The sequence below is a fragment of the Bradyrhizobium algeriense genome, from assembly GCF_003062295.1.
Taxonomy (GTDB): Bacteria; Pseudomonadota; Alphaproteobacteria; order Rhizobiales; family Xanthobacteraceae; genus Bradyrhizobium; species Bradyrhizobium algeriense.
In genome coordinates this window covers 363,635-383,202 of the sequence record NZ_PYCN01000003.1, presented here as the reverse complement: position 1 = coordinate 383,202, position 19,568 = coordinate 363,635, and the positions used below count along the sequence as shown (strand labels likewise).

Annotated in this window: 24 protein-coding genes and 1 pseudogene; 13 read left to right on the top strand and 12 right to left on the bottom strand. The window is 60.7% G+C overall.

Annotated features, from left to right (window positions below; genetic code table 11):
- Positions 1-4: 4 nt before the first annotated feature.
- The 5 genes from C7G61_RS09395 to C7G61_RS09375 form a co-directional block, all read right to left on the bottom strand.
- Positions 5-811, bottom strand: a complete 807-nt coding sequence (locus C7G61_RS09395; protein ID WP_108513808.1) for a transporter substrate-binding domain-containing protein — start codon at positions 809-811, stop codon at positions 5-7.
- 8 nt (positions 812-819) lie between these two features.
- Entirely contained in the window at positions 820-1,614 is a 795-nt protein-coding gene (locus tag C7G61_RS09390) for a transporter substrate-binding domain-containing protein (RefSeq protein ID WP_244608207.1), read from the bottom strand.
- Positions 1,615-1,657: 43 nt separating this feature from the next.
- Complete coding sequence (gene rpiB / locus C7G61_RS09385) at positions 1,658-2,104, bottom strand: ribose 5-phosphate isomerase B (protein ID WP_108513807.1); 447 nt, start codon at positions 2,102-2,104, stop codon at positions 1,658-1,660.
- The gene (locus tag C7G61_RS09380) at positions 2,101-2,889 is read right to left on the bottom strand and encodes a FadR/GntR family transcriptional regulator (RefSeq protein ID WP_108513806.1); all 789 of its coding nucleotides are present in this window, start codon (positions 2,887-2,889) and stop codon (positions 2,101-2,103) included. Before C7G61_RS09380 ends, rpiB begins: the two co-directional genes overlap by 4 nt.
- A gap of 208 nt (positions 2,890-3,097) precedes the next feature.
- The gene (locus tag C7G61_RS09375; protein WP_244608206.1) at positions 3,098-4,105 is read right to left on the bottom strand and encodes an amidohydrolase family protein; all 1,008 of its coding nucleotides are present in this window, start codon (positions 4,103-4,105) and stop codon (positions 3,098-3,100) included.
- Between the two features lie 155 nt (positions 4,106-4,260).
- Between C7G61_RS09375 and C7G61_RS43845 the strand changes: the two genes are divergently transcribed.
- Positions 4,261-4,620, top strand: coding sequence for a hypothetical protein (locus C7G61_RS43845; RefSeq protein ID WP_145963586.1), 360 nt, complete (start codon positions 4,261-4,263; stop codon positions 4,618-4,620).
- Positions 4,621-4,935: 315 nt separating this feature from the next.
- Complete coding sequence (locus C7G61_RS44555; protein ID WP_190241745.1) at positions 4,936-5,112, top strand: hypothetical protein; 177 nt, start codon at positions 4,936-4,938, stop codon at positions 5,110-5,112.
- A 256-nt stretch (positions 5,113-5,368) separates the two neighbouring features.
- On the opposite strand, the gene C7G61_RS44550 is transcribed toward C7G61_RS44555, so the two are convergent.
- Positions 5,369-5,824: a helix-turn-helix domain-containing protein gene (locus C7G61_RS44550; RefSeq protein WP_190241744.1), complete on the bottom strand. Its 456-nt coding sequence runs from the start codon at positions 5,822-5,824 to the stop codon at positions 5,369-5,371.
- Positions 5,825-5,911: 87 nt separating this feature from the next.
- Positions 5,912-6,385: an ATP dependent DNA ligase gene (locus tag C7G61_RS09365; RefSeq protein WP_108513805.1), complete on the bottom strand. Its 474-nt coding sequence runs from the start codon at positions 6,383-6,385 to the stop codon at positions 5,912-5,914.
- A 146-nt stretch (positions 6,386-6,531) separates the two neighbouring features.
- On the opposite strand from C7G61_RS09365, the gene C7G61_RS44545 reads away from it, so the two are divergent.
- The gene (locus C7G61_RS44545) at positions 6,532-6,687 is read left to right on the top strand and encodes a hypothetical protein (RefSeq protein WP_190241743.1); all 156 of its coding nucleotides are present in this window, start codon (positions 6,532-6,534) and stop codon (positions 6,685-6,687) included.
- Here the strand turns inward: C7G61_RS44545 and C7G61_RS45930 are convergent.
- Together C7G61_RS45930 and C7G61_RS09355 are read right to left on the bottom strand one after the other, a co-directional pair.
- Positions 6,683-6,835: pseudogene (locus C7G61_RS45930) on the bottom strand (SOS response-associated peptidase); the annotation flags it as partial. The gene C7G61_RS44545 and the pseudogene C7G61_RS45930 overlap by 5 nt on opposite strands.
- Before the next feature lie 38 nt (positions 6,836-6,873).
- Positions 6,874-7,071 (bottom strand): hypothetical protein, encoded by a 198-nt coding sequence (locus C7G61_RS09355; protein ID WP_108513804.1) that lies wholly within the window; start codon positions 7,069-7,071, stop codon positions 6,874-6,876.
- A 722-nt stretch (positions 7,072-7,793) separates the two neighbouring features.
- Between C7G61_RS09355 and C7G61_RS09345 the strand changes: the two genes are divergently transcribed.
- Positions 7,794-8,219 (top strand): hypothetical protein, encoded by a 426-nt coding sequence (locus C7G61_RS09345; RefSeq protein ID WP_108513802.1) that lies wholly within the window; start codon positions 7,794-7,796, stop codon positions 8,217-8,219.
- 97 nt (positions 8,220-8,316) lie between these two features.
- Positions 8,317-8,604 (top strand): DNA -binding domain-containing protein, encoded by a 288-nt coding sequence (locus C7G61_RS09340; protein WP_108513801.1) that lies wholly within the window; start codon positions 8,317-8,319, stop codon positions 8,602-8,604.
- A 433-nt stretch (positions 8,605-9,037) separates the two neighbouring features.
- On the opposite strand, the gene C7G61_RS44540 is transcribed toward C7G61_RS09340, so the two are convergent.
- The 3 genes from C7G61_RS44540 to C7G61_RS45920 form a co-directional block, all read right to left on the bottom strand.
- Entirely contained in the window at positions 9,038-9,211 is a 174-nt protein-coding gene (locus tag C7G61_RS44540) for a hypothetical protein (RefSeq protein ID WP_190241742.1), read from the bottom strand.
- 190 nt (positions 9,212-9,401) lie between these two features.
- Positions 9,402-9,647: a DUF6894 family protein gene (locus C7G61_RS45655; protein WP_420836743.1), complete on the bottom strand. Its 246-nt coding sequence runs from the start codon at positions 9,645-9,647 to the stop codon at positions 9,402-9,404.
- Between the two features lie 209 nt (positions 9,648-9,856).
- Positions 9,857-10,315: a hypothetical protein gene (locus C7G61_RS45920; protein WP_244608205.1), complete on the bottom strand. Its 459-nt coding sequence runs from the start codon at positions 10,313-10,315 to the stop codon at positions 9,857-9,859.
- 1,638 nt (positions 10,316-11,953) lie between these two features.
- Between C7G61_RS45920 and C7G61_RS09325 the strand changes: the two genes are divergently transcribed.
- The 8 genes from C7G61_RS09325 (at position 11,954) to C7G61_RS09290 (ending at position 19,557) form a co-directional block, all read left to right on the top strand.
- On the top strand, positions 11,954-13,111 hold the full coding sequence (locus tag C7G61_RS09325) for a transporter substrate-binding domain-containing protein (RefSeq protein ID WP_420836750.1): 1,158 nt from the start codon (positions 11,954-11,956) through the stop codon (positions 13,109-13,111).
- The gene (locus tag C7G61_RS09320) at positions 13,108-13,773 is read left to right on the top strand and encodes an ANTAR domain-containing response regulator (protein ID WP_108513797.1); all 666 of its coding nucleotides are present in this window, start codon (positions 13,108-13,110) and stop codon (positions 13,771-13,773) included. The genes C7G61_RS09325 and C7G61_RS09320 overlap by 4 nt, the downstream gene beginning before the upstream one ends.
- 11 nt (positions 13,774-13,784) lie before the next feature.
- Positions 13,785-15,023: an urea ABC transporter substrate-binding protein gene (locus C7G61_RS09315; RefSeq protein WP_108513796.1), complete on the top strand. Its 1,239-nt coding sequence runs from the start codon at positions 13,785-13,787 to the stop codon at positions 15,021-15,023.
- Positions 15,024-15,127: 104 nt separating this feature from the next.
- Entirely contained in the window at positions 15,128-16,000 is an 873-nt protein-coding gene (locus C7G61_RS09310; protein WP_108513795.1) for an ABC transporter permease subunit, read from the top strand.
- 13 nt (positions 16,001-16,013) lie between these two features.
- Positions 16,014-17,078 carry a branched-chain amino acid ABC transporter permease gene (locus C7G61_RS09305; protein ID WP_108513794.1) on the top strand — a complete coding sequence of 355 codons (1,065 nt, stop codon included), beginning with the start codon at positions 16,014-16,016 and terminating at the stop codon, positions 17,076-17,078.
- Positions 17,078-17,794: an ABC transporter ATP-binding protein gene (locus C7G61_RS09300; protein WP_108513793.1), complete on the top strand. Its 717-nt coding sequence runs from the start codon at positions 17,078-17,080 to the stop codon at positions 17,792-17,794. The genes C7G61_RS09305 and C7G61_RS09300 overlap by 1 nt, the downstream gene beginning before the upstream one ends.
- On the top strand, positions 17,787-18,527 hold the full coding sequence (locus tag C7G61_RS09295) for an ABC transporter ATP-binding protein (protein WP_108513792.1): 741 nt from the start codon (positions 17,787-17,789) through the stop codon (positions 18,525-18,527). The genes C7G61_RS09300 and C7G61_RS09295 overlap by 8 nt, the downstream gene beginning before the upstream one ends.
- A gap of 40 nt (positions 18,528-18,567) precedes the next feature.
- Positions 18,568-19,557, top strand: coding sequence for an acetamidase/formamidase family protein (locus tag C7G61_RS09290; protein WP_057852233.1), 990 nt, complete (start codon positions 18,568-18,570; stop codon positions 19,555-19,557).
- The last annotated feature ends 11 nt before the right edge of the window (positions 19,558-19,568 follow it).

Sequence of the window (19,568 nt, the reverse complement as noted above, 5' to 3'; positions counted from 1 at the left end):
CTGCTCAGTTCCCCGCCTTCAGTAACTGTTCCACCGGAATGTCGACGCCATGATATTTCTTGTAGATTGCGCCGAGCTGCCCGTTCTGAAGGTTGCTCTTCACCCAGCCGTTCACCCACTCCTTCAGCTTGGGCTCGTCCTTGCGCATGCCGATGGCGAGGTAGAACGTCTGCATTGTGATGCGCCACTCTGCCGTGCGTGTCGGGTTCTTCTTGCTGATTGCCGGCAGCAGCGAGCGCGCCGTCGCAAGAATGTCCACCTGGCCCGACGCGAATGCGAGCGCCATCGTGGCGTCGTCCTCGTAGCGCACCAGTTGGGCGCCTTTCGCCTGCTGGGTAAGATCAGTATCCTGCGTCGTGCCGCGCACGACGGCGACCTTCTTGCCGGCCAGGTCGGACATCTCCTTGAGCGGGACCGTGCTTAGCGACGCCACGACCGACGGGTGATCGGCATAGGGAATCGAGAAGTCGATTACCTTGGCACGGTCGGGCGTGATCGACAGCGTGGAGACGACGAGGTCCGCCTTGTCGGTCTGCAGCATCGGAATGCGCGTGGGGCCCGTGGTGGTCACGATCTCCAGGGTAACCCCGAGATCCTTGGCGAGAAGCTGGGCGGTATCGACGTCCGATCCAGTCGGCTGCAGCTTGTCATCTGTCATGCCGAACGGAGGGATGGCCGTGTCGATGGCGATCCGGACCTTGCCCGCCTTCTTGATGTTGTCGAGCGTATCGGCTTGTGCCGGCGCAAACGATAGCGACAGGGTTGCGAGCGCCAGACCTGCGATCAGGCGCCGAGAGATCATATTGGTCATGGCCGGTCCTATTGCTTCAGAATGAGTTCGGGCAGGTCGTCACCGAAGTACTTCTTGTTCAGCTCATTGAGCCGGCCGTTCTTGAGATTGGCGGTGATCCAGGCGTTGACCTCGTCCACGAGGCGCTTCTCGTCCTTCTTCACACCGACAGCGAGTTTGAAGTTGTCGAGCACGAATTTCAGCTCTACCTGCCGCGCCGGGTTCTTCTTGTCGATCTGCGGGACCATCATTTCCGCAGTCGAGAAGATGTCGACTTGTCCGCTGAGGAAGGCCTGCGTTTCGGTGGCGTCATCCTCGTAGCGGACCAGCTTCATCCCCTTCGGCCCCTCTCTTGTCAGCTGCGTGTCGTGCGTCGTGCCGCGCACCGTGCCAACCGTCTTCCCATCGAGATCAGCCAGCGACTTGAGGGCGACGGACTTCGGGGCAGCGATGACCGTTCGCAGCACGGCATAGCCTAACGAGAAATCGATGACCTTCGCGCGCTCGGCCGTGTAGGAGAGGCTCGAGATCACGAGGTCGGCCTTGCCGGTCTGAAGCGCAGGAATCCGGGAGGCGCCTGTGGTTGGCACGTGCTCGAACTCAAGTCCCCAATCCTTGGCGAGAAGCCGTGCCGCCTCGACGTCGAGGCCGGTCGGTTGCAGCTTGTCATCCGTCATGCCATAGGGCGGCACGCCAAGATCGATGGCGATGCGGATCTTGCCGGCTTTCTTGATGTCGTCCAGCGCGTCCGCATGTGCGATGGACATTACGGTTGCCAACGCGGTGATGGCAAGCGCCATCGAAGCTACAATCTTTTTCAACACTGCTTCCTCCCGTTTGTCTTGTTTCTTGGTGTTCGTTTGCTTCCTAACGTTCGTCATCCATGATCGCGAGCTTGGCCACCCGACGCCGGAATTCCTCGGCGGTGGAGAATGTCGCGCCCAAATAGGCCGCAATCAGATCCCTGGCGAGCCAGGGACCCACGATCTGCGCGCCGATGCACATGACGTTGACGTCGTCGTGCTCGACGCATTGGTGGGCAGAATGGACATCGTGGCACACGGCAGCCCGAATTCCCTTCATCTTGTTCGCGCCGATCGAGGCGCCGACGCCCGTGCCGCACACCATGAGGCCGCGCTCTGCCTCGCCCGTCGTGATGGCGGCGGCGACCTTGCGTGCGATATCCGGGAAGTCGACCGGAGCGGGATCGAAGCTGCCGACATCCAGCACCTCATGCCCGCTCTCCTTCAAGAAGGCCAGCACCTCCGCCTTCATGGGAAAGCCGGCGTGATCCGAACCTACGACAATCTTCATGTGGTCTTCCTGCTGTTGGCTCGTTTTCTGGTTTGGAGATTTGCCGCCGGCGACGCCGTGATGCTGTCGGTTTCGCCGACGATGGCGCGCCTTCGGTACTCGTCGCCGATTTGAAAATGCTTTCGCAGCGTTGCATCGGCGTGGTCCGGGTCGCGGGCGACGACTGCCTCGAAGATGCGCCGGTGATCGTCGATCAGATACGTCTTCATCGAAGGGAACGCCTGCACGAGCTCGCGGCGATTGCGATGCACATGAGTCAGCAGGCCCGCCATGGAATTATGCAGGACGGCCAGGGTTTGCGAATGTGACGCCAGCACCATCGTGCGATGGAATTCGAAGTCGGCCATACCGCCGGCGTCCGATTCGTTGATCGTTTCCGCGATCCTCGCCAGCGCTGCCTGCAGACGTTCGAAATCGGCGATGTCTGCGCGTTCGCAGGCGAGCCTGATTGCCTGACATTCGATCGCGACGCGGGCCTGCATCACGTCATCCGGCATGTCCGCCTGCTGGGCGAGCGCGAAGGTGAAGAAGTCATTCAGGACGGAGACGTCCGGTCGCGTCACGACAGTGCCGATGCGATCCCGGATCTCGACAATGCCTAGCATCGTCAGCGCCCGAAGCGCCTCGCGAACGAGCGGCCGACCTACGCCGAGCTGAATTGCGAGATCGCGCTCGGAGACCAGGCGATCGCCGGGTTTCAGCGAGCCGGCGAGCAGACGATCGCGCAAGAAGGCGAACACCTTCTCGAAGCCCTTCTCACCGTCGTCCACCCGTTTCAGCTCCACCCGTATTCCCTCGCTGACCTTACCTTGGTAAGACCAGTAAGCAGACCAGATGACCTCGTCAAGCTCTTGTGTGGGGAGAAGCCGCTGCCCCAGGTCGTCAGGGCCTGGTCGCGCCACGGTTCGCGAAAAGTTGCACGCGCGATCGTGGAGAAAGGGACATGCGAAGTCTCGTAGTGTCACCGGCGTGATCCATACGGCGGCCGAGTGTTCAGCTGGCTTGGGACGGCGTCCGCGCATTTTCGTTGGTGCGATAGACTTCGCGCGCTGTTTCGCAGAAGAGCCGCGCCTGTTCCGCCTTCGAATAGCGTGCGGCGATCCGCTTAAGGCCTGAAAAGATCGTGTCGAACGATCCGCATAAGCTATCGACTGGGAAATTACTGCCGAACATCGCGCGACTCGCGCCGAACATGGCGACAATCTGCTCGACGATCCAGCAGTTGTCGTCGACGCTCCAAGGACGGTTGCGCAAGCCGATGCCGGAAATCTTGACGCGGACGTTCGGCTCCTCGGCAAGGCGCGCCATCGCAGCGCGCCAGCCCGCGAGCCCTTCCGGACTGCGATCAGCCGGCAAGCCTGCGTGATTGAGGATGATCAACATACGCGGAAAGTCGCGCGCCAACGTGATCGCTTCGTCAAGATTCCACCACGGCGTCTGCAAGTCGAAATGCAAGCCGTGTCTTTCCAGGAGAGCGAATCCGCACCGCCATGTGTCATCGGACATCAGCGTCCGTGTACGACCGACCTCATTGGGCGACGCTGGTCCTCCCGGCTTGTGCCTGATGCTTCGTACTAGCGGAAATGCCGCCTGCTGGGCGATGATCGTGGCGGCGTCGTCGCGATTGAGCCATGCCTGTCCCACGATCGCATTTGGCAGGCGATAGCGGGCGCTTAGTCCGGATGCGTAGCGCGTCTCGTCGAGCGGCGTATTCGGATCCCATTCAGTCTCGACATAAACCGTCTCGCAGACGGCGTGACCGGCGGCGTCCTTGCGATAGTCGTCAGGCAGATAGCGTCGCTTGATTGCGGAATAGTCGCCGTAACGAAGCGGGATTATGACGTCCGGGCGCAGCCAGGGATGATCGTTGGCGATCGGATCCCAGAAGTGGGCATGGGCGTCCACGACTGGGCCTGTCCAGGTGTTCTCGTCGCTCATCAGCATGCCCCGCTTCTCGGAAAATGGAGGCGCTTCGGCGCGCATGACTTCCCGAATGAGCATTCCCACCCACCACTGTCGATCTTTTCGCGCCAATAGGTTGATCGAGCAAGGCCCTTGGGACGGTATTGGCACATTTCGGACATGCCGCGATTGCCGAGTTGAGTCCGGTTTCGGGGTAAACCGGAGTGCGCCGGGAGACCGGCAAGGAGTAGATGGTGCAAGTCCATCACGATGAAGGAGTAGCGAACCGCATCGACCCCGAGTCATGCGCAGATGCCCGTGAGGGTATTGGCGAAGCGTTGACAGGGGAGCGCATAGGCCAGCCATTGAGCCGCGAAAGTACCCTCATCCTGGGTGCCGACGTCGTTCCGGTGACGGAAGGCAACACGGATGGGCGCGCTAAAAAAGCAAGCGAAGAAGAAAAGCGGCGTGATAAAATTCAAGGGCGTGCGGGTCGAGAAGAAGGCCGGGAAAAAGAAGAAGGCGGGAGCCGGCGGCCGACGTTAAACCTGTCGAACCGAAACGGCCTCGGCGGGGGGACCGAGGCTGCTGTCACGGGAATGTGCCGGGGGTGAACCGGCACGGGATTGAATGCGCAAGTGCTAAGCTCGTTCCGCCTTCTTCCGACTCCAAATCAACTTTTAGAGTCGGATACCAAACGGAACGCTGGATCCGTTCGGCAATCTCGGCGTTCTCAGTTGAACAACGGTCTAGGACCCCTAATCGAAGGACCCCTAATCGAGAGAGGTAGTCATGCAGCGCCGCGTCCGCTCCAAAGCCTGAGCATGAAGCGCTTGCTACGACGGTCAGGCAATTAGACACAGCGAGCCGCATCAACGATTGGCTGCGGTCGCCTGGGCTGCAATCGCCGAGGTGAGAAAGGCGCACCCATGCACGCCTATCGAGCTTACATGATTGGCTGGAACGGCCATATCGTCCATCGCGTGGACATTGAATGCGACGATGACGAAGCAGCCAAAGAGCGCGCCAAATTGCTCGTGGACGGACACGACGTAGAGTTATGGGACGGCGCGCGGAAGATCGCGGAATTCAAGACGGCGCACTAAGGGTCAGGAAGGTCAGCAGCAGCCGCAAGCGGCGCGAGCGTCGGCTCGGCCGTTAGGAACGTGAACTGAGGGTGGTGCGTTGAAGCGAATGGCTGGTGGGTTGAAGCGATGTCGCACCATGTCCCCCAGGGTGCGATACCTCAACCCAAGAAGGGCCTCAGCGGTGCCGCTGAGGCCCTTCTCTTTGTAATCTCAAAGTATGTTTTTGTCATCTTTAAGTATCTTTGTAATCTCAAAGCATCTTTGTAATCTCAAATTAGATTTCGGGCGGCTCGGCTGCTCGATGGTGCCAGTGCGTTCTACTGGTGCTGGGATCACGGGGCTGATGCCGCAAATCTATTTGGGCGAGGACAACGCAAGTTCGGTTCGCCGCTGCAATCACTCGCGGCGGACAGGACAGGCTATCAGCATTTCCGGCTTGGACCTGAGCGGCGGCTTCGCGTCCTTCACAGGTATCGTGCAATCGGTCGAGATCACTCGGGACGTGGCCAAGGAGAAGCGCTTCCTGGTGACGATCAACGAGGTTGGCGCGACATGAGGGCTTGTACGTTGGGATGCCGATTTCCTTGATCGCTTGAGCAGAGATGTCGGCCGGCTCGCGGATGCCAGTCTGTGCGACTTCGATGATTTTCCTGGCGAGGAGTTCAGCCAGCGGATCGCCCCGGTCAACGATGCCGATGGCGTGCAATGCTTGCTCATAGGCGGTCGTCAAGCGACCGATCTCTTCCGGCCCCATCGGCAGGTTTGCAACAGGCTTCTATATCCATCGCGGTCCACTCGGCATCGTCGTAGATGTCCATCACAGGTCCTTCCGCAGGCCCCTGAAGAAGGGATGGCGCACCTTCCCCTCGGCGGATTTGGCGCGGTACTCGATCTCGGCTAGCAACTCAGGTTCGACCCAGATGCCCTTGTTCGCGATGCGCTTGGTGTAGGGCTGGGTCTTGCGGATCAGCGGCGTCAGTCGCTTGCGTAGTGCTGCCGCCGAGGTCTTGTCGAAGCCGTGGTCGACCTTGCCGGCGTAGATCAGATCCTCGCCCTTGCGCCGGCCGACGTAGATGCCGTCCCACTTGTTGCCGTCGAGTGCGAAACCAGTGACCTTCACCGCCTCGTTCACGAGGTGGATCTGCACCCGGTAACCATCGAACTTTATTTCGTGTAGCCAGCGTTCGCCGCTCGGTACCCTTTCAATGGGCGAGGCGAGCGCAGGCTCGATGAAGTCGGGGTAGGACGCCTTGACGCCGATCGTCGCCGCCTTCTTGCGCTGAAACGCCACGCCAGAAACTCCACTAAACAAAACAGATCGACTCAAATGGTTGGGTCATGTTCCCGGCTTGCTGGCCGCTCCAAGCGCCCGGGAACATTCGGAAGCGTCAAGGATTCTCCCGTCGTCGCCAGATGTAAAGCAACGGGAGGATGAGCATGACAGTCAATAAACCGGTAGGCGACAACGCCAGGAAAGGCGCGGTGAAGAAGCGGTCGCAGGTGAAGACCAAGTTGGACGGCGCGACGGCGTGGACTAAGCGCAGCAAGAAGTCAGGTGAGTTTAAGGCGGTTAAGAAGCTGGCAAATAACTGACTGGCGGCCCGCCGGTGCGCGGTGGCGGCGGCATGCCCCAGCGCATCAACGTCAATTCGCGTTCGGTGCCCGCATTGCGAACGACCGGCGCGGGATAGTCGGGAAAGACGCCCGGCATTGGCGGTAGGTTGCCGACGTAGCGGTTCATTACCCGGAAGAAGGCTGCCGCAAAGGATCATTCTTGCGCTAGTCTCTATTACTATGCAGGTCCCTTAGCTTGCGCATGTAGTAGCCCTGCCTCTGGAGCGCGGAGCTAATCTCGTCGCTGACTTTGATAACCCGCTTCTTGCTCTTGCGCCATTTTCCCTGCGCCGCAGCGGGCGGCATCGGATATCCCTTCTTCACAACGAGCAGATCACGTTTGGTGTTCAAATACACGTCCATATGCCTCTCTCCCAAAGCGATGAACTTATCGCTTGCGAGCAAAATAACGGGTTACCAAAGTGCAACACCGAGCCCCATTGTGCGCTCACGATTTACCACCCCGCACGTGCGCACGACAGAGGCGCGCGCATCAACGACTATTCTAATACCTCGCACTCGAACGCGACGCCTTCAGGATCGTTCTCGAACCACTTTTCTGCGGCATCCACATTTGCGAATACCTGGACATGGTCTTCTCCGATCTGCTTGCGCGTGTTGACGTAAATGAAAACGTCATTGGTCCCTCGTCAGCTTTGCTTCGGCTGCGCCAAAGCCGAAACTATCTGGTCAGGTGCGCCAACATGGCCTCACAGGCCGTCTCGGCTTCGGCAAACGTCTTGAAGGGTGATCCGCCCACCCTGATCGCAGGCTTGTTAATATGGATGGGACGCCAAGAAGCTACAAAGCCGGGCTTGCCGTGAAGTCCAGGCCCATCTCTACTCTCGTTACTGATTACGAACGAAAAGCCGCCTTCGCTCGCGCTCCATATCTCTAATTCCTCTGTTGCAGGACCAACGCGGCTGAAATACAGGGCCATTTCACCCTCGACGGTGGCGGTAAGTCTGACGTGACTTGACGCTTCTCCGCTTCCACGGTTCCAACCTTATCTAAGTGCCACGGGGCCGATGTCATTCTAGTGATCGTGGATTGCCAGTCGAGGCCGTAGCGCTGTAATCGTGGCCATGAGCACCAAAACGCGACGGGTCACCTGGGGCGGCAAGATCATGGGAGCCGAGATGCGCGCCAAATGCACCCGGGAGGCTGCCCGGAAGGCAATCCGGGACGCCAACCGCGCCGAGGCCGAGGCGTGGTCGCTCCGCTTGGAAGGCTACGGCGGGCCCGCCCAACCGTCCCCGACCATTGGCCAATGTCTGAATGGCGGTTTGGGTCGGCTGGAGGTCGAATGCAATCGCTGCAAGACGCGAGTCAGCCTGCCGCCGGACGCCATCCGCCGACCGCGCGAGACGCCGCTATGGAAGTTGGAGGCTTCGCTGAAATGCCGATCATGCCGAAAGGGCCGCCACGCGCCGCCGGTGCACATGATCAAGCTGACCGAGACGCGTGAGATCACGCCTTACAAGTGGGTGCACCCGGATGAGGATCGATAGCTCTCCGTTGCAAGGACGGTCGGACGCTGAATGTGGTACATCCGCAAATCCAGATTGCTAACTTAGCGACTTGACCTAAAGCCGGGGCTGAGTTTGTGTGCCGCGTGTCGCACTCTCGTCGCCGCCGCTCGATCCTAAGGTCGCTGATCTGGTCCCAGCCGATCCAGCGGTCACCACCTACGACGAGGAGCATATCGTCACGTACTTGCGTCTGCTCGATGCCGATGCGGAAGGTGCCGACTGGCGGGATGTCTCGCGGATACTCCTGCACATTGACCTGGATCGCGCCGCCGGCCGCGCGCGGCGAGCCTTCGAAAGCCACCTATCGCGCGCCAGATGGATGACGGAGCAAGGTTATCTTCATCTGCTGCGAGGCGGCGTCTGATCATCGCGACGCCTGCCTTTGCCTATAACTGTCGATCATCGCAGGCGTCACGTCACTAGGATAGCAAAGCGGCGCTGCGCCGCGCGGTCGAGAGTAGGCGCTGCGAGAGCGCACGCTCATCCGTTGCGCATGGGATCGTCAGGGCAGGCACAAGGCCGCCCTCCCGCATGGTACTGCGCGCGGCTCGCCTGAACGATGATCGCGGCGATCGCGGGCCGCAGTGAGCGCGCCTTCAACCTTGCGCTTGAACTCAGGCGGTGCAGGCTTCTCGCGGGCGTGGGCGGCCGCGGGCCTGGCCACGGGGGGCTGCGCGACCGAGGCGACTGGCGCGTTATTCACGGGACTGCTGTGGCGGCCTACAGTGTAAGCCCCTAGCGCCGTGACACTCAGCAGAATGAGTAGCGATTTTACCCGCATACTCGCACCGCTACCTTTAGCCGGTCTTTCGAGCATTCATGGCCCGTTCAACCCCGTCGGCTAGTTGATCCAGATGGCGCCCAAGCCGGTCGAACATCTCACGCTTCGCTTTGTCGGTAGCCAAGTCCCTGACCAGCGCGCCGGCCGCGTCTTTGCGCAGCTTCTCCAGATGGGTTTTATGATCTTTCATCGTCCCCTGCGTGTCTTAATTTTCCATGACCGTGGCACGGAGAACAGGGAGCTGAACCAACAAATGTTAAGTCGGGACGACACGTCTCTAACTACATCCGCAGGAGTATCGATCAGCGGCATCTGTGAGCCGGGCTAATACAGACAGTACCGATCACCCGAGACAGGGAAAGGCGCCAAATGAGGCGGTCTTAATGTCTCTGCTGGTGAACCTCGAACGTAAACTTCACTTGCATTACCGGCCCGGCGTCGTCTCTGACCTCGATTGACATCATGTGCCCCGCGCCGTCCGTGCGGCGGCCCCGGATCGCATCCCTTGCCATATCGGCGAGCGTGCGGGCTGCTTCCTCTTGGACGACCCCTATAGTGTGGAGTTCCATGCCCTCTTCGTCAGGGGCGATGGCGAAGGCAAAGTAGCAATCAAGTCGCGGGCGCAAGCAGGACCGAGCAGGGGGTCGCCGGCGGGCTCGGACGTAGCTTAGGAATGCGAACGAGGGTGGTGCGTTGAAGCCGTGTCGTACCTTCCCCCGGCGCGATACCTCAGCCCAGGAAGGGTCTCAGGCGCCGCCGCTTTGAGGCCCTTCTCGCGTTCAAGCGAATAGCTCCGGGCCGTCATAGTGGACTTCACGAAAAGCGGCCGGGTGCATTATCGCACTGACCATGGCCATGCGAATGGCGGTTGCGGTTTTTTGGCTTGCGGCCGCGCCGGGGTTGGCGCCGGCTTTTGAGTCTGGGCGACATTGGCCGACTGTCGCGGACGCGGCAGTGGTATTTCGTGCATTACCTTTGGCTCTTCGGGGCTCACCTTTGAATCTTCGGGGATCATCTCAGCCGGTTCGGAGACCGGGCTTGGCTCTGAAGCGTTGGCGATTACGCGGGCGAGTTGTTCCTGGCTTGCGTTGAGCCGTTCGTTGAGCGTCTGGCTTTCGCGCGCCATCTGGATCTGGGTCGCCTTGATCTGGTCGATGCTACTGTTGTAGCGTGCCATTTCTTCCCGGCTCGCCTTGAGTTGGCTCGCGAGATTTTCATTGTCGCGGACCAGCTGTTCTTGCCTCACCTTGAGCTGTTCGACCGTTTGCCTCGAGGCCGCGAGATCGCGCGCCATCGGTTGGAGCTGCTGCGCCAACTCGGTAGACAGGGTAACAGCAGTTGGCGCGACCTCTTTCGGCGGGGAGGCTTCCGGCGCGGCCTGTGTCAGAGGTCCCGAGTCTAAGGGGGCCACCCTCGCCATATCAACGGAGGATGACCACCACCAGGCAGCGACCCCAATGGATGCTGCAAATAGAGAACCGCCGAAAGCCACATGGCGCCAATCCGCCAATCGATGAATCGTCGCCAGCGAGGCGCGAGACGGCTTCATGCTGGTCAGCGGAGCCGAAGGACTGACTCCCGCTTCGCGCATCAAGTTCGAAAGCTGCTCTTCCGGACGATCGGGTTGCCAAGCCGGGACCTGCAATTGAGGCCGCGCGCCAAGCCCCGAAAGGTGAGCTCCGCATCTATCCAGGTGTCGATCATTTCGACATCTACGATGGGCCGTCCCACGAGGCAGTGGTCGCGGATGAGATTGAGTTTCTTCACCGGCACCTGCTGGGCCGTAGCCTTTGCGGAACAACTAAAGCAGCTTCAAAGTTGCCGCGGGTTCATCTACCCGCGTTGACCTCGGGTGAAAACCCAGTTGGTGAAGGCGTTGCGAAAGCACGAAAGTAGCATCTCGCAAATCAAGATAGCAAAGCCATAGTGACCAGATGGTTTTCTGAATACTGGCACAAAGGGAATGCACATCGTCCATGAGTTCGGCGCAGATGACCTCGCATTCTCGTTTGCATGGCGAGCTGCATGGCCGAGAACCAAACCTCATTTTCCGTGTCGTTTGAGATGGGTCAAAAACAGGCATCCCGGGAACGACCGCTTCTGGCGGATTGTGTTGAAAAAGTCCTTTTTCGCTGATGACTGAAAATTCTCAGGACCGCTGGTGCGTCTCTTTCGCAGCGAAGTGAGGGACCACATCAATTACCGCAAAAACGATCGCTGGCGCTCGTATCGATTCTACAAAGCCTTGCAGCGTCTGAAATCGCCAATGCGCTACATTTGCGAGATTTTCGGAGCCCTGCGATTTTCGAGTTTTTCAACACAATCGGCGCAATGCGGACACTGGCAACTGTCGCTAATTCGCCGAATGAGCGCCCGATCGGCATGTGCGTAGCTGCGAGCGTGTTTCACGCGTCATGGCATCGCCGCGCTGAGCGGCCAGGTTGATCGCGCCCAAATGAAACCGCACAGAAACGGCGGAAATGAATGACGGGCTCCCAGTCGAGGTTATTCGACGTCGGTGCCCGCGTGTACAGGCGTCACGACAAGAATGACCTGGGCACCGTGACAGAAAAGGACTCGGCCGGAGCCACCGTCAAACGGGACAACCGGACCCAGCGCTACAACGCGGTCCTTATACAGATGTTGGACAAATAGAACACTTGCGCGAACGGTTGCGGCGGCTCGCCGCGCTTGCATAGTTTTTCTGCAGCAAGTCATGAATTGATGCAATCGCAGCCACAACATCATGCTTGACAGCATGGTCGTTCTAAGGGAGCCTAACGTACAAGCGTTGGGCAAAGCTGCCCTTTAACGCGATAAGTTCAAACCATTTCCAACACCGCGCTTCAGGTTCGAGCGTGTCCAGTTGGTGGCGAGGGCGCCCTCGGCTTCACAGCCGGCGGGCGCTTTTTGTTTTTTGATCGGGTGATTGGTGCGGAAGCAGTATCGTATCGGCGTGATGTTTTCGACGACGGGGCCTTACAGCGTCGTCGCGCGCTCGATGCTGAACGGCGCGATGCTGGCGTTCCGTGAAAATGCCGAGGCGGCCGGCCCGGTGGTTCTGGAGCCGATCGTGGTCAACCCGTCGGGCGATCTCGCGCGTTACCGTGCGCTCAGCCTCGAACTGCTCGGCGCAGGCATCCGGCAGGTGGTCGGCTGCTATACCTCCTCGAGCCGCAAGGAGGTCATTCCGTGCTTCGAGAAGTTCGATGGGCTATTGTGGTATCCGTCGCATTACGAGGGCTTCGAAAGCTCCGACAATGTGATCTATACCGGCGCGTCGCCCAATCAGCATGTTCTGCCACTGGTCGACTACCTCGCATCGAGGGTCGGCGACCGGGCCTTTTGCGTCGGCTCCAACTACATCTGGGCCTGGGAGAACAACCGCATCTTCCGCGAGGCACTGACCGCGCGCGGCGGCAGCGTGATCGCGGAGCGGTATCTGTCGGTGGGCGACACCGAGTTCGACCAGGTGATATCGGCGATCCTCGACCAGCGTCCCGATTTCGTCTTCAACAATCTGATCGGTACCAGCGCATACGCGTTCTTCCGTGCGTTCCGCGCTGCCTGCAAAGTGCGCGGCATCGATCAGGCTAATGACATTCCGGTGGCGAGCTGCACGCTGTCGGAACCGGAACTGGCCGAAATCGGCGGCGGGGCCATCGATGGGCATCTCAGTTCCAGCGTCTATTTCTCTTCCCTGAATTCGCCGCCGAATGCGGCCTTTATCGAAACATATGCCAAGGCGTTTCCTGACGGGCCGGTATCGTCCGCCGATGCAGAAGCTTCCTACATCGCGGTCAAGCTGCTGGCCGCGTCGCTGGAACAGGCCGGCACCGACGACGCCCGCCCCGTGCGCGCTGCGGTCGCGAACCAGCGGCTACTGGCGCCGCAGGGTGAGGTGCGCATTGATCCACAGACCTATCACGCTTGGCTGACGCCGCGCATCGGCCGCTCGGCCGCCAACGGGCAATTCGAAGTGCTGCTGGAAGCGCGCAGCCCCGTCGCTCCCGATCCCTATCTCGTCCAGTCGTCACCGCGTTTCGCGGTCACAATGCGCTCCCCCGTGCTCAGAGTGGTGCAATCATGACATCCCGACTGCTGCAGAATTTCAAAGATGGCCGCGCTTTGGTGATTACGGCGCGCGGCGGAAGGGAGACCACGCTCGAAACGACGCTCGCTAAGCTCGGCGTCTCCTGCGAATACCCGGAAATTGTCGGCGGCCGCGCCCAGATCGATATCGGCAGTCTTCAGGCCGAACGTGACATCCTGTTCGTCGACGGCGACCTCGAAGGCGCGGTTGCGATCGACGTCAATCCGGTCTCGCGCCTGCCGCCAGTGCCGGTGATCGGTTTGGTCGGCGTTGAGGCGCCGAGCCGGCTCAAGGCGCTGGTCAACTTTGGCGCCACGTCCTTCCTGCGCAAACCGGTGCATGGCGGCGCCGTTTACACCTCGCTTTTCATGGGCATCAATCAGTTCCTGCTGCGCAACAACATGTATGCCCGTCTTCAGGATCTCGAAGGTCGCCGCCGTGGCCGCCGTGCCGTGATCCGCGCGGTGATCTTCTTGATGAAGCAGGACGGTCTCGATGAAGAGGGCGCCTATTCCCAGCTTCGCCGCGAGAGCATGCGCGCGCGGCAGACTCTGGAATTTTACTGCGAGGAGTTTCTAAGCAGACGGGTCGATTCGCCCGACATTCCCGGCCGCGCGAACAGCATCACGCTGAGAGGCGGAACCAAGCAAGCGATGTAGGAGACACCGACATGACCAGAAGTGTATTGCGGGGGCTGCGCGCCGTAGCCCTCACGGGGACGCTTGTCCTCGCGGCAGGTGCGGCGTTCGCGGCAGACCCCATCAAGCTCGGGGTACTGGAGGATCAATCCGGCGATTTCGCGGCGGCCACCATTGGCAAGGTGCACGCGATCCAGCTTGCGACCGAGGAGATCAACAAGGCTGGCGGCATCGCCGGCCGTCCGATCGAGCTCGTTACTTACGACACCCAGTCCGACAACACCCGCTATCAGGAATTCATGCGCCGGGTGCTGCAGCGTGACAAGGTCGACGTGGTGTTCGCCGGCTTTTCGTCCGCTTCGCGCGAAGCCTATCGCCCGATCGTCGATCAATTCAACGGCTTTGCGTTCTACAACAATCAGTATGAAGGCGGCGTCTGTGACGGCCACATGATCGTCACTGGCGCGGTGCCGGAGCAGCAGTTTTCCACGCTAATTCCCTACATGATGGAGAAATACGGCAAGAACGTCTACACGCTCGCCGCCGACTACAATTTCGGCCAGATCTCGGCGGAATGGGTGCGCAAGATCGTCAAGGAGAACGGCGGCAAGATGGCCGGCGAGGAGTTCATCCCGCTCGGCGTGTCGCAGTTCTCCCAAAGTATCCAGAACATTCAGAAAGGAAAACCGGATTTCGTGGTGACGCTCTTGGTCGGCACCGCGCAGGCCTCCTATTATGAACAAGCGGCATCCGCCAACGTCAATCTGCCGATGGCCTCCTCGGTCAATGTCGGGCAGGGATATGAGCACAAGCGCTTCAAGCCGCCGAGCCTGAAGGACATGTACGTCACCACCAACTACATCGAGGAGATCGACTCCCCGACTAGCAAGGCGTTCTTCGCCAAGTTCAAGGCCAAGTTCCCGAGCGAGCCCTATGTGAATCAGGAAGCCGAGAATTCCTATCTCGCGGTCTACCTTTACAAGCAGATGGTGGAACGGGCGAAGTCGACCAAGCGGGAAGACATTCGCAAGGTGATCGCGGCCGGCGACGTCTGCATGGATGCCCCGGAAGGCAAGGTCTGCATCGATCCGAAGAGCCAGCACATGTCGCACACCATCTACCTCGCCAAGGTCGGTGCCGATCACTCGATCTCGTTCCCGAAAGTCTGGGAGGACATCAAGCCGTATTGGCTGGGTGATGCGGGCTGCGACCTGACCAAGAAGGATCCGATGGCACAGTACACGCCGTCCAACCCGCCGCCGAAACCCTGACCGGGGCGTTGGCGTCGCCCCGGTGGGTACTCCTGGCCGCCGGGGCGATGGTCACTTTAACTATTGAAGTATCGTAGCCTGCATCCCCATCATCCGGTCGGTTCATGGACATCGCGACACTCGCCTTCTCGGCGCTCTATCAATTCGGCGATGCTTTCGCTTTCCTGGTGCTGTCGGCATGCGGGCTGGCGGTGATCTTCGGCATGATGGGCGTGATTAATCTCGCACATGGCGAGTTCATCATGTGCGGCGCCTATGTGACGGCTTCCACCGCTCATGCCGGGCTGCCGCTGCCGCTGGCGATCCTATCCGGCGCTATCGTAGCGGCCCTGGTCGGCGCGCTGGTTGAGCTCGTGGTGATCCGCCATCTCTATGACCGTCCCCTCGACACCATCGTCGCTACCTGGGGCCTTAGCCTGATTGCGACCCAGGGCACCTTGATTATGGTAGGCTCGACCATGGCCGGCGTCGGAACCCCGTTCGGCAGCTTTCAGGTCGGCGCGTATTCCTATTCGACCTACCGCCTCGTGCTGTTCGCCTCCGCGCTCGGCGTGCTCGGCGGCCTCTATGCGCTGTTCAACTGGACCCGCTTCGGCGTGCTCGCCCGCGCCACTATCCAGGTGCCGCACATGGCGGCCGCACTCGGCGTCGACACCCGCTTAATCTACAGCCTCACTTTTGCCTGCGGCGCCGGGCTCGCCGGCCTTGCCGGCGGTCTCTATGCGCCGACCATGACACTGGTGCCGACCATGGGCGCCACCTTCATCATGGAAGCCTTTGTCACCGTCGTGATCGGCGGCGCCGACGTGTTCCTTGGGACGGCACCCGCCGGCGCGGTCCTTGCGGTAGTGAAGTCGGTGATGACATCGTGGCAGGGACAATTGTTCGGCCAGATCGGTCTCTTGGTGGCCGTGATCATCGTCGTCCGGATACTGCCGAAGGGCATTTCCGGATTCCTGCTGCGCGAACGAACCTGAAGGATCCGCTGCAGTGAACGGATTGCCTGGTTTCCTCCGCCGCCTCGAAGGTCCGCAGACGATCGGCCGCGGCCCGGCGTTCTGGATCATCTTCGCCATCGTGCTCGCGATCGCGTGCGCCTATCCGCTGTTCAGCGACGGCTACACCGTCGGCAACACCGTGTATTTCTTCGTCTGGGTATTCATCGCGCTCAGCTTGTGCCTGATCTGGGGCTATGGCGGCTCGCTCTCGTTCGGCCAGACCGCGTTCTTCGGCATCGCCGGCTACAGCTACGGCATCCTCACCCTCAATTTCGGTGCCGCCTACGGCTTCACCCTGGTCGCGCTGGTGCTGGCGGTCGTCATCGCGGCGCTGTTCGCTTTGCTGCTCGGCTATTTCATGTTCTTCGGCCGTATCGCGGGCGTCTTCCTCGGCATCGTCACGCTGGCGGTGACCTTGATGCTGGAGCGCTTTATGGCCCAGACTGCGGGCCCCGAATGGCGCGTTGGCGTGGCGCGCCTCAACGGTTTCAACGGGATGAGCGCGATGTCGCCGCTAACGATTCCGTGGCCCGGCGGCGACATCGTGCTTTTTGCCGATATCGGGCTCTATTATTTCGTGCTTGGGCTCCTGGTGCTGGTCTATCTCGGCCTGCGTATCCTAATGAATTCGAGTTTCGGAAATGTCATCGTCGCGATCAGGGAGAATCCGGAACGCGCGGAAATGCTGGGCTACGACGTCCGCAAGTATCAGCTCATCACCTTTGTGATCGGGGCCGGGCTCGCGGGTCTCTCCGGCGCGCTCTACACGGTGTGGGGGCAATACATCACGCCGTCGAGCATGGGCATGACCGCTGCGGCCCTGCCGTTGATCTGGGTCGCGGTCGGTGGCCGCAGCGATCTAACTTCGACTGTGATCGGCACGCTGGTGGTGCTCGCGGCCTTTCAGGCGCTGACCATCTATGGCAGCCAGTACGCGCTGGTCTTCATGGGCGTGCTGCTGGTGCTGACCGTGCTGATCGCGCCGAACGGGCTCGTGCTCGGCGCCATGAATCGTCTCTCTCGGCTCGTCGTACACCGCGGCAAGGGAGGCGTCTGATGGCGCTGCTCGAATTGCGCGGTCTGAACAAGCATTTCGGCGGCCTGCACGTCACCAATTCGGTCGACCTCGAACTCGAAGCCGGTGAAATCCATTGCCTGATCGGCCCGAACGGCGCCGGCAAGAGCACGCTGTTCCGGTTGATCCTCGGCGAACACCACCCCGGCAGCGGCAATATTATGTTCGCCGGCGAGAACATCACTGCGCTGAAATCCTTTGCGCGCATTCACCGCGGGCTCTCGGTCAAATTCCAAGTGCCGGGCGTGTTCAAGGGACTGTCGGTCCGTCAGAACCTCGAAATTGCTTTGCAGCGGCAGCACCATGGCGTCGAGCTTGCGCGCGAAATCGACCGACTGCTGACGTTCCTCAACCTTGAGGCCGACCAAGCGCAGACTGCAGGCAATCTCAGTCACGGGCAGAAGCAGTGGCTCGAGATCGGCATGGCGGTCGGCCTGAAGCCGCGGCTGTTGCTGCTCGACGAGCCGACCGCAGGCATGTCGCCGGAAGAGACGCACCAGACCGGCGAGATGGTTCAGCGGCTCAATGTCGACGGCATGACCGTGTTAGCGATCGAGCACGATATGGCCTTTGTGCGCCAAGTTGCGCAGCGGGTCACTGTGCTGCATCTCGGCCAAGTGTTCGCGCAAGGCTCGATCGAACAGATCGTCGCCGACGAGCGCGTCGCCGCCATCTATCTGGGGCAGGCCCATGTGTAGTGAGCCTGTGTCCGTGAAGTCGCGCAAGGAAGTGATCCTCTCGACGCTGGGTTTGCGCGCGGGCTATGGCGGCAAGCCGGTGCTGCAGGGCCTTGAGATCGAGGTGCGGGAAGGCGAGATCGTCGCCGTGATTGGCCGCAACGGCGTCGGCAAGTCCACCTTGATGAAATGCCTCATTGGCTTGGTGCCGGCGATGAGCGGATCGATCGTCTATCGCGGTGAAGCGGTAGAGCTGTTGCCGTCGCACAAGCGTGCGCGGCTCGGCATGGGCTACGTGCCGCAGGGCCGCGACGTATTTCCGCGCCTGACGGTCGCCGAGAACATCGTGGTCGGCGCCGCGATCAAGGGCGAGATTCCTCGAGCCACCAAAAAGCGCATCTTGGACGCCTTTCCGATCCTGGCCGAGCGCTGGAGCCAGCGCGCCGGTACCCTGTCCGGCGGCCAGCAGCAGCAGCTCGCGATCGGGCGTGTGCTGATATCAGATCCCAACCTCATTTTGCTCGACGAGCCATCGGAAGGCATCCAGCCCAACATCGTCCAGGACATCGCCCGCAACATGGTCGAACTCAACCGTGCAACCGGCGTAACTATCATCCTGGTCGAGCAGAACCTCGACATGATCCGCGCCATGGCGCAGCGATGCTACGTCATGGACAAGGGCCGCATCGTCGCGAGCCTCGATCACGCCGCGCTCGACAACCAGGCGGAAATGCGCCGCCACCTCGCGGTTTGAAGCCGTTCCACGTCGCTAACAGCAGAGAAAGAGAACATCGATGGCCTGGCAAGACAATTCGATCATGGCAAGCAAGGGCGTCGCCAAAGGCAAACCTGGCATTCATCACATGATCACCGAAGCCGATCAGGGCAAGTACCATTATGTCTACGGTCCCTACGTCAAGCCGGTCCTCACCATCGATCCCGGCGCGGTGGTCTCTGCCGAGACCCACGATGCGTTCGAGGGTGCGATCAAGCACGAGACCGACAGTCCGACGAAAATTCTTAACTTCCCCTTCCTCAATCCGCAGAACGGGCCGATCTGGGTTAACGGCGCCGAGAAGGGCGATACGCTTGCGGTCTACATCGAGAGCATCGTGCCGCGGGGCCCGCAACCGCGTGGCACCACCGTCGTGATGCCGGAATTCGGCGGCCTGGTCGGCACCGGCCAGACCGCGCTGCTCAATCCGGCCTTGCCCGAGCGGGTCAAGAAGCTCGAGATCACGCTCGAGCACGGCACTAAATGGAACGATAAGATCACGTTGCCTTATGAACCCTTCATCGGCACCATCGGTACCTCGCCGGAGATTGAGGCGATCTCGTCGCTCGTGCCGGATTATTACGGTGGCAACATGGACCTGCCCGACGTCGGTGTCGGCGCGGTGGTCTATCTGCCTGTTAACACCAAGGGCGCGCTACTCTATCTCGGCGATTGCCATGCCGCACAGGGCGACGGCGAACTTTGCGGCGTCGCGATCGAGCATCCGACCGTGACTACGGTCCAGGTCGACCTGATCAAGGGCTGGAGCATCGCCTGGCCGCGGCTGGAGACCAAAGACTTTATCATGACGATCGGCTCGGCACGGCCGATGGAGGATGCCGCGCGCATCGCCTATCGCGAGCTGTGCCGCTGGATGGCGGCCGACTACGGTTTTGAGGAAATCGACGCCTACATGCTGCTGACGCAGGCCGGCCGCGTCCGGCTCGGCAACATGGTGGATCCGAAATACACGATGGGCGCCTCGATCAAGAAGTCGTTTTTGGTCTGAAGGGCGAGCCC

Bases quoted from the DNA above. Each gene is read 5' to 3' on its own strand.
- C7G61_RS44555 (WP_190241745.1), top strand. From the start codon at position 4,936: ATGCACGCCTATCGAGCTTACATGATTGGCTGGAACGGCCATATCGTC.
- C7G61_RS09290 (WP_057852233.1), top strand. From the start codon at position 18,568: ATGGCCTGGCAAGACAATTCGATCATGGCAAGCAAGGGCGTCGCCAAA.
- C7G61_RS44545 (WP_190241743.1), top strand. From the start codon at position 6,532: ATGACAGTCAATAAACCGGTAGGCGACAACGCCAGGAAAGGCGCGGTG.
- C7G61_RS09345 (WP_108513802.1), top strand. From the start codon at position 7,794: ATGAGCACCAAAACGCGACGGGTCACCTGGGGCGGCAAGATCATGGGA.
- C7G61_RS44540 (WP_190241742.1), bottom strand. From the start codon at position 9,211: ATGAAAGATCATAAAACCCATCTGGAGAAGCTGCGCAAAGACGCGGCC.
- C7G61_RS09300 (WP_108513793.1), top strand. From the start codon at position 17,078: ATGGCGCTGCTCGAATTGCGCGGTCTGAACAAGCATTTCGGCGGCCTG.
- C7G61_RS09395 (WP_108513808.1), bottom strand. From the start codon at position 811: ATGACCAATATGATCTCTCGGCGCCTGATCGCAGGTCTGGCGCTCGCA.
- C7G61_RS45920 (WP_244608205.1), bottom strand. From the start codon at position 10,315: ATGGCGCGCGATCTCGCGGCCTCGAGGCAAACGGTCGAACAGCTCAAG.
- C7G61_RS09375 (WP_244608206.1), bottom strand. From the start codon at position 4,105: ATGCTCATTCGGGAAGTCATGCGCGCCGAAGCGCCTCCATTTTCCGAG.
- C7G61_RS09310 (WP_108513795.1), top strand. From the start codon at position 15,128: ATGGACATCGCGACACTCGCCTTCTCGGCGCTCTATCAATTCGGCGAT.
- C7G61_RS09315 (WP_108513796.1), top strand. From the start codon at position 13,785: ATGACCAGAAGTGTATTGCGGGGGCTGCGCGCCGTAGCCCTCACGGGG.
- C7G61_RS09355 (WP_108513804.1), bottom strand. From the start codon at position 7,071: ATGGACGTGTATTTGAACACCAAACGTGATCTGCTCGTTGTGAAGAAG.
- C7G61_RS09320 (WP_108513797.1), top strand. From the start codon at position 13,108: ATGACATCCCGACTGCTGCAGAATTTCAAAGATGGCCGCGCTTTGGTG.
- rpiB (WP_108513807.1), bottom strand. From the start codon at position 2,104: ATGAAGATTGTCGTAGGTTCGGATCACGCCGGCTTTCCCATGAAGGCG.
- C7G61_RS09295 (WP_108513792.1), top strand. From the start codon at position 17,787: ATGTGTAGTGAGCCTGTGTCCGTGAAGTCGCGCAAGGAAGTGATCCTC.